This is a genomic window from Methanophagales archaeon (assembly GCA_021159465.1).
In the GTDB taxonomy this organism is placed as follows: Archaea; Halobacteriota; Syntropharchaeia; order Alkanophagales; family Methanospirareceae; genus G60ANME1.
Genome location: JAGGRR010000144.1, coordinates 1 through 4,561, shown reverse-complemented (window position 1 = coordinate 4,561; position 4,561 = coordinate 1). Strand labels below are relative to the sequence as shown.

Annotated in this window: 5 protein-coding genes; 4 read left to right on the top strand and 1 reads right to left on the bottom strand. The window is 43.5% G+C overall.

Features of this window, described 5'->3' with window-relative positions:
• The first annotated feature begins 350 nt into the window (after positions 1-350).
• The 4 genes from J7J01_06615 (at position 351) to endA (ending at position 4,271) form a co-directional block, all read left to right on the top strand.
• Positions 351-1,166 carry a hypothetical protein gene (locus tag J7J01_06615; protein MCD6210544.1) on the top strand — a complete coding sequence of 272 codons (816 nt, stop codon included), beginning with the start codon at positions 351-353 and terminating at the stop codon, positions 1,164-1,166.
• Positions 1,167-1,344: 178 nt separating this feature from the next.
• Positions 1,345-2,235, top strand: a complete 891-nt coding sequence (locus J7J01_06610; GenBank protein ID MCD6210543.1) for a hypothetical protein — start codon at positions 1,345-1,347, stop codon at positions 2,233-2,235.
• A gap of 52 nt (positions 2,236-2,287) precedes the next feature.
• On the top strand, positions 2,288-3,205 hold the full coding sequence (gene nadA / locus J7J01_06605) for a quinolinate synthase NadA (protein MCD6210542.1): 918 nt from the start codon (positions 2,288-2,290) through the stop codon (positions 3,203-3,205).
• Positions 3,206-3,248: 43 nt separating this feature from the next.
• Positions 3,249-4,271: a tRNA-intron lyase gene (gene endA / locus J7J01_06600; protein MCD6210541.1), complete on the top strand. Its 1,023-nt coding sequence runs from the start codon at positions 3,249-3,251 to the stop codon at positions 4,269-4,271.
• A 49-nt stretch (positions 4,272-4,320) separates the two neighbouring features.
• On the opposite strand, the gene J7J01_06595 is transcribed toward endA, so the two are convergent.
• Positions 4,321-4,561, bottom strand: a 241-nt coding sequence (locus J7J01_06595) for a DUF131 domain-containing protein (GenBank protein MCD6210540.1), incomplete at its 5' end; no start/stop codon positions are given.

Sequence of the window (4,561 nt, the reverse complement as noted above, 5' to 3'; positions counted from 1 at the left end):
CTCATACAGTTGGCTGAAGGCATGGGGATAAGTGCGAGAGAGCTTGTTTATTGGTGAGTGAAGGAGGGGGTTATTCGTATATACTTTCATTTTGGCATTATATCCGAAGTTAAGTCCGCTTATACCACCCTTTAGCGGAAACTTCTCAATCATTTTGTCCCTCATGGCATCATGACTTTTAGATAAATGTGGGTGTATAATACATACCTTGCGTATTTATTTGCTTATTTATATAACTGTGAAGATTAGTATCAGATAACATATTAAATAACATGGTAGAAGACATTGGTAGTGTAATCAGAAAGGGGTTCGATACGTGGAAGGAGAACTTGTGCATTTGCCTTCCTTTCGTGTTTAGTTCGATACTAACACCCATAGTGGCAATTATAATCATAGGCGGTGTCATACTGGCGTCTACTCCTTCGTTGGTACCATATCTTACAAAACCCGATGAAATCACTCCTGATCTTATTCCACAGCTTCTACCTCAAATCCTTCAGAGCATAGACATAATCATCATCGCCTTTATCGTCACAATAATTTTATGCGGGTTGATAGATGCTTTTTTCTGGGCTGGAGCGATCGGTATGGCTAAAGAGGCGACAGAAACCGGACGTACCAACTTCTATCACTTGATCGAATACGGTAAACGGAAGTTCATAAGTCTGTTCTTCACTGACATTATTATTGGTTTGATCTCTTTTGGTGGTATTGTCTTCTTGATCCCGGGCATTTTATACATTCTTCCAGAACTACGGGCACTCTCAGAGCTACCACCTGAGGAAGCGGCTATGGCGTTGGCAGTATTTGGACTGGGTTTTCTGGCTATGATAGTTTATCTCATGATTATCAGTATAATATTTGCACTTCCCAGATATTCCGTTGTTATAGACGATGTAGGTGCAATAGAGGGTATCAAAAACGGTTTTGCAGCTTTTATGCGCAATAAAGTCGTGGTCTTCTTGTTATGGCTTATCGCTCTTGCAGTAACTATGATCGTTGCGTCTTTAGGCGCTATACCCTATATCGGCGGTATAATTAGCGTGATACTATCGGTTATTATTATTCAGCCTTTAACAGTCATATGGTGGAGCAGATTGTATTTGAGCATTGTAGAACCATCATTTATCCACTCACCACCTTTGACATCCTCAAAAATCGGTTAGCAAAATATACATATACATGAAAGCAGAGGGAATTTACCATCTATGAAATCGAAGAAAAAAGAAAGAAGAAACCTCGAGAGCGTTGAAGGAACCCAAACTGCTGAGGCATAGCATATTAAACAGATTATATGATATGAAATGGAATTCTTTATTATGAGATAAAACTCTTCGTTATGGTATGAACGAAAAAGAAGAGCAAAAGGCAGGTATTGTGCAGTACGTAGGAATGGGTCTTTTTATCACGCTTACAGCAGTGATAGCTTTAATGCTGGCAGTGCCTTTTGAAGCTTCCGGCATAAAGGCGTTCCAGAATCCTGAGTCCTTGTGGAATCCCGTATACTTCTTCATCTTCATCATTGGCTTCACTGCCCTCATACTCATCGTGCTCAAATTTGGCGGGGAGAAGTTTATTTATCTCATCATGCTTGCTGCGGTGGCGCTGACGATATATTATGTGGTGGATGGTCTTCTCTTATATTACCATATAGCAACTATTCCCTTACACGTCTTTGATTTTGGATTGAACGTGGGAGCTCTGGCTATCACCCTCATCCTCTCGCTTCTACTATATAAATATCCTGAGTGGTATGTCATCAATACAACGGGTTTGATAATAGCCGGAGGTGCCGCAGCGATATTCGGAATCTCACTGATACCAGAACTGGTAGTTCTACTCATGATAATACTCGCAGTCTATGATGCAATATCGGTATATAAGACAAAACATATGGTCTCATTGGCGGAATCGGTGATTGATTTACGTGTTCCGATACTCTTTGTCCTGCCACGGAAGTGGAAGCGAGATTTCTCCGCACTGAAGGGGATCGAGATGGGAGACGCGTTCATCATGGGGCTCGGGGACGCGGTTATACCTGCTATACTGGTGGTATCGGCATATGTGAGCTATCCGAGTGTTGTACCAGCTCTGGGTGCTTTGGCAGGCACCTTAGTGGGATATTCAGTACTTACAAGGTTCTCAGGTAAGGGTAAACCCCATGCTGGTCTGCCATTTCTCAATACCGGTTCAATAATCGGATTTCTTATTGGACTACTCCTGATAAATATATAGAATGGGTGCATCTATCTTCATATTCATATCCTCATTATAAATTAAATAAGAGATGATGGAGCAGATAGAACGGATAGAGCAGTTAAAGCGTGAAAAGAACGCGATCATCTTGGCTCATAACTATCAAAGAGCGGAGGTGCAGGATATAGCGGATTTTGTGGGCGATTCATTAGAATTGGCAAGAAAAGCAATGGGGACTACTTCAGAGCTCCTAATCTTCTGTGGCGTCGATTTTATGGCAGAGACTGCGGCGCTACTGAATCCAGATATGAAGGTTGTTATCCCTGATAAGGGTGCGATATGTCCGATGGCACAGCAGTTGCAGGTGGAGGAGCTGAAGGCGATGAAACGTCAGTACCCAGATGCTGAGGTCGTTCTGTATGTGAATACTCTTGCGGAAAGTAAGGCACTCGCTGACTGTATCTGTACTTCTGCGAATGCCCGTGAGGTAGTCAATGCTATGAAATCCACAACTGTTCTCTTCGGTCCCGATCGCAATCTGGCATACTATGCAGAGAAAGCAACTTCCAAGAAGGTCATCCCCATACCTCAACACGGGCTCTGCCCCTCCCATCATCAGATAGTAATGAGTGATGTGATAGAAGCGAAGAAGGCTCATCCCAATGCAAAGGTCATTGTTCATCCTGAGTGTATACCTGAAGTTCAAGACATCGCGGATTACATAGCATCAACGAGCGGCATGGTGAAGTTTTGCAAAACGCGTGCATCAGGTGATGAATTCCTGGTTGGCACCGAGATTGGACTGCTGCACAGATTGAAGAAGGAAGCACCTGATAAAAAGTTCTATCCCATCTCCACTACTGCAGTATGCCCACAGATGAAGATGCATACCTTAGAGAAGATAGCCTTAGCATTGGAGAGAGAAGAGCCGGAAGTGACTGTGCCTGACGAGATAACAGATAAAGCGCGAAGGGCAATAGAACGAATGTTCACGATAACAGATAAATAGAAACAAGAGAACTTCTATAACAAAATAGGGATAAGGATTGATTATGGCGGTTCAACTCTCAGGAGGGACAGTTATAATAGATGGAATAGAGGGCAGGGATGAGAAGCTATCGCTGGAAGAAGCAGCTTTCTTACTTGAGAAGGGAAAGATAAAGATAAAAGGGTTGAGCATAGGAGATTTCTTTTCAAGGGCTATCGCTACTTTCCCAGCATTCGTTGTGCGATACATAGTTTACAGGGATTTGAAAGAGCGTGGTTATGCAGTGAGAGCGGGTAGAACAGATTTCTGGCTTTACCCCCGCGGAGTCAGACAGGGAGAAAAGCCTGCACGGTATGTTGTGCATATACTAAGGGAGAAGGATTTGATCGCCATCGCAGACCTGGACAGGCTGCTCAGCTCTGCTAGTAACATGAGGAAGGAGCTGATTCTCGCAATAGTGGATGAAGAGAGTGACGTCACATATTACGAGGTAAGAGCAGCGAAATTGGAAGGTACGCTAAAAGAGGAGAGGGAGGAAGGGGAAGGAGAAGCGGAACTAACATGTACAACAGCGAGTCTGGCTGACGACAGGATACTTATCTACGATGAAAGTTCTGCAGAGAGACTATACAGGGATTTTTATGGTAAATTATCTGGTGAAGGTAAAGGTAATAAGCGGTTGATACTTTCATTGATAGAGACGGCGTATCTGATGCGTGAGAATAATCGCATGGTCGTACACGTACACACACCTTCAGGCGATATGAATTATGAGCAGTTTCTTGATTATGCGATAGAGAAAGAGCACGATTTTAAGGATAAACTCCTCGTTTATACTGACTTGAGAGCTAAAGGGCTGCTATTAAAGACCGGTTTCAAGTTTGGTTCACATTTCAGGGTCTATACAGCATTGCAGCAGAAGCATTCTTCATATCTCGTTCATGTTGTGCATCCTGAGTACATCTTCGCCATGAATGAACTCGCGAGGGCAGTGAGGCTGGCACAAGGCGTGAAGAAACGAATGATTTTTGCATGCGTACATGAAGATGGGGTAAAGTATATAGACATAGGGCGAAGGAGGCTATGATTGTTATTGTTGAATCTTTACTTTTTACTTCTTTACCTCGCTTTTAAACTTAAACCCGCAGAGGTAGAATAAAGAGCAGAATGGCTGCGGTTATCATCAGTAGTATCGCCAGAATCATCACCACTTTCAGTGCTCCCACATCGGTACCGAATACGATGGGTATCGGACCTATCATAATGACGCCACCGCCTCTCACTGTCGTCTCCCCTTCTCCTGCTCCTGACCTGCAGATAGTATGGTAAGCCATGCTGAGCATTCCTATAATGAGAAGCAGAACCCCTGCGAGCACC

Bases quoted from the DNA above. Each gene is read 5' to 3' on its own strand.
- J7J01_06610 (MCD6210543.1), top strand. From the start codon at position 1,345: ATGAACGAAAAAGAAGAGCAAAAGGCAGGTATTGTGCAGTACGTAGGA.
- nadA (MCD6210542.1), top strand. From the start codon at position 2,288: ATGATGGAGCAGATAGAACGGATAGAGCAGTTAAAGCGTGAAAAGAAC.
- endA (MCD6210541.1), top strand. From the start codon at position 3,249: ATGGCGGTTCAACTCTCAGGAGGGACAGTTATAATAGATGGAATAGAG.